Annotated in this window: 3 protein-coding genes; all 3 read right to left on the reverse strand. The window is 32.2% G+C overall.

The features are described 5' to 3' along the window. Window positions 1-295 precede the first annotated feature (295 nt). Complete coding sequence (locus tag SA378_RS04745; RefSeq protein ID WP_318524838.1) at window positions 296-1,045, reverse strand: type II restriction endonuclease; 750 nt, start codon at window positions 1,043-1,045, stop codon at window positions 296-298. Further along, complete coding sequence (locus tag SA378_RS04750) at window positions 1,038-2,039, reverse strand: DNA cytosine methyltransferase (RefSeq protein ID WP_318524839.1); 1,002 nt, start codon at window positions 2,037-2,039, stop codon at window positions 1,038-1,040. The genes SA378_RS04745 and SA378_RS04750 overlap by 8 nt, the downstream gene beginning before the upstream one ends. 244 nt (window positions 2,040-2,283) lie before the next feature. Next, a complete protein-coding gene (locus SA378_RS04755; RefSeq protein WP_318524840.1) occupies window positions 2,284-2,979 on the reverse strand; it encodes a CPBP family intramembrane glutamic endopeptidase in 696 nt (231 codons plus the stop codon). Between the last annotated feature and the right edge of the window lie 159 nt (window positions 2,980-3,138).

Here is a 3,138-nt window from a genome sequence, read left to right on the forward strand (position 1 = left end):
AAAATCATTGCTTGTCCACGCTTGTCCGTCCTCGTGCAATTCGCTTTCCCGGTTTCGATTTGGTCAATTCTCCGTGTCGGTTCTTGTCTCTTGATTTCTGTTTGCAGGACGGTCAATCGGGGACACTCTGTCGTTTCGTGCGGGCATCTTTGTGGCACACAACGGCTGGCGGTATGGTTAGTTGCCGATTACGAAGCACTTTCCTATCCAGTTACAACTACTTTTTATACGAGCTGTGCTGCTCGAATACGCACTGTACCGGCAATTAACTATACCGCGTGTTATAGTGCGTATTTTATTCATTGTCAAATAATTCTGCTGGATTAATCTTAAATTGCAACATCTTTGCAGTATCTCTTCCACCATCTCCACCTTTTCTTTGCATTGTAATTCGCCCAATCTTGAAGTTCCCCCTTGTTGTTATTACAATTTCTCCATTACCAAAATAATTCATGCAAAAATTCATAGGTTTTAAAATCCAACGAGCATTTTTAGTTCCCTTTTGTGCAACTAACATCCATTCTGCAGCAAACTTTCCTCGTCCTTTTAAAATGTCAGAAACAATTAAAGATTGATTTTTCTTTAACCATTTTAAAATAACTTTCTGTTCGTCTTCAGAAAATTCATTTGCAAACATTCTTCTTTTGTCTTTAGGCTTTTTGATTGTAGGTTTTTCTTCTCCTGTATATCTCTTTAGAATTGAAATGATTTGTAAAGGGATATTCCACATTTCTGTGTATTTATCAATCCAACGTTTATCAATTTGATTAAACCCTTTTGGATTACTTACAAGTTTAACTTGCAAATTCTCAACATCTAACGCCTTCTTAAGCTTAATAGTAACTTGAACTTGTACATCTGTTTTAAATCCTGATATTTTAACTGCTTCAACAAATTCTATCTCAGTAAGTTTGTATTTCATTACAGTTAACCAAGATTGAGCATCTTTGTCTTTTTTCCAATCATTAAACTTTGCAACAATGTCGTCTTCATTTTTGAAACCGTTTTTTGCAGTTTGAGAACCTGAAATTTGTTTTTCATTCATGAGAATTAATTATTTTTGCGATTTCTAAAAGAATATATTGAAGGACATTAATTGAAACACTATTCCCAAATTGTTTATATGATTGTGAATCTGCTTTGTCTAAGATGAAATCGTCTGGAAAACCTTGAACTCTAGCACATTCTCTTGGCGATAATTTTCTAATTTTCCCATCAATTAAATATAATCCTGTTTTAGAGCCAGCTCCCCCTCCATAAGCAGACAATGTGATTGCATGTCCTAATGAATGATAAATTCGTTCACCTTGTCCGCCTTTGTTTACCTTTCCTATTTGAATAGGCTTATTTAATAAAGTCATTTCATTAAATAATGTTTTTTGAGGAATATATTCTTTGTATATCTCAATATCATCTCGTGTTATTACTTTAGCATTTTGTGGATTTTTTTCCAAAATGTCTAATAAGCATGTCGAGATGTTTGGATGTGTTGGGAATTTAAAATTTTCTGAGTTTATATCATTCCTAAATGCCACAATATAAACACGTTCTCTATTCTGTGGTATCCCAAAATTACTAGCATTTAAAACCTTATAATATGTTGCATATCCTAAATTTCTTAAAGTTATTAATATTGTTTTAAAGGTTTTACCTTCGTCATGTTGCGACAAGTTTTTAACATTCTCTAAAAATAAGACTTTTGGCTTGTGATAATCAACTATTCGTGCTATGTCAAAGAATAATGTTCCTCTAATATCTTCAAATCCTTTTTGCTTTCCTGCAATTGAAAATGGTTGACAAGGAAAACCTCCACATAAAATATCATGTGAAGGAATGTCTTCTACCTCTATTTTCGTAATGTCTCCATGAGGTTTTAAATTAAAATTTTTATTATATGTTTCAGATGCGTGTATATCCCACTCAGAAGCAAAAACACATTGTGCCCCAAATGATGATAAAGCATAATGAAATCCACCAATACCTGCGAATAAATCAATAAACCTATAATTGCTTAGTTTTTTATCTTCAATTTTTATCATTCTGTATTTTCAATGTTTTAATTTGCAAAGTTAACATTTTAATCATTCTGTCGAAATACGTAGGGTGTACTTTCTTAATATGCACTATAACGGTTGGCAATAAGAAACGTAGGGCATTTCGAAGCTCCTACCTATCAAGTTGCAGAGCCGTTTATTTAATGTTATGTCGTTCAAATTTAGCACTTTCCGCCCTATGTTTTTTATTGCGTGTTGGGCATAGTTTTTCTTGTTTTTTAGTCAATTATTACGCATTTAAGTTCATTAATAATGCTCCTAAAACCCCCATTGAATTTCCTGCCATATGTACAATTATTGCAAATGCATTATTTTCATACTTTTCTTGATAATATCCTGCTATCAATCCAAGTGTTGTTGTAAAAACTACTATTCTTAGTAAGAAAAGCCCTCCCGCACCTGTCGTTATTAGAATTAAATGTCCTAATCCAAATGCAACTGCACTAATAAGCACAGGAACACTAATATTTCGATTAAATATGTTTATTCCTTTTGCTTTTAATGGTTTTAAAATATTCATAAGAAATCCACGAAACAATATTTCTTCTGCGATACTTGCATAAATAAATACAAAAACAAAAATCTGTAATGGAGACATTTTAGTCAATGCAGCGTGTGCTTCAACTTTTCCTCCTAATGTTTTTGTTATAACTGTCATTGAAATATTAACTATTATCGTTGCTAATAGTCCAAACAATATAGGTTTCAATGTTTTTATAAATTGTGGCAATGCAATCTTATAATTCACATATTTTCTCAATCCATAAATCAAAACAATCGAAAGTATCAACATCAAGGAATGTGTCACAAAAGAATAAGGGAAAAAGTCAATATTCAAGTGCAATTTACTCCCAGCAAATGTGGCTATTACAAATACTACTATCGTAATTATTATTCCATATATTATTCGTTCATTATTTTTCATTTTACTATTTTTTTATATTTAACAATCTCATTCTGTGGTGTCATTCTTTAAATTATGCCCAACGGTTGTCGGTTAAAATTGCTGGGGAATTAAAACCAGCGTCCGTATCCGCCGTTAAAAACAAGGTTAAAGGTAATAAAAATTCTGCATCCGCCAAAT

Source organism: Sedimentibacter sp. (assembly GCF_033447055.1).
GTDB lineage: Bacteria > Bacillota > Clostridia > Tissierellales > Sedimentibacteraceae > Sedimentibacter.

Bases quoted from the DNA above. Each gene is read 5' to 3' on its own strand.
- SA378_RS04745 (WP_318524838.1), bottom strand. From the start codon at position 1,045: ATGAATGAAAAACAAATTTCAGGTTCTCAAACTGCAAAAAACGGTTTC.
- SA378_RS04750 (WP_318524839.1), bottom strand. From the start codon at position 2,039: ATGATAAAAATTGAAGATAAAAAACTAAGCAATTATAGGTTTATTGAT.
- SA378_RS04755 (WP_318524840.1), bottom strand. From the start codon at position 2,979: ATGAAAAATAATGAACGAATAATATATGGAATAATAATTACGATAGTA.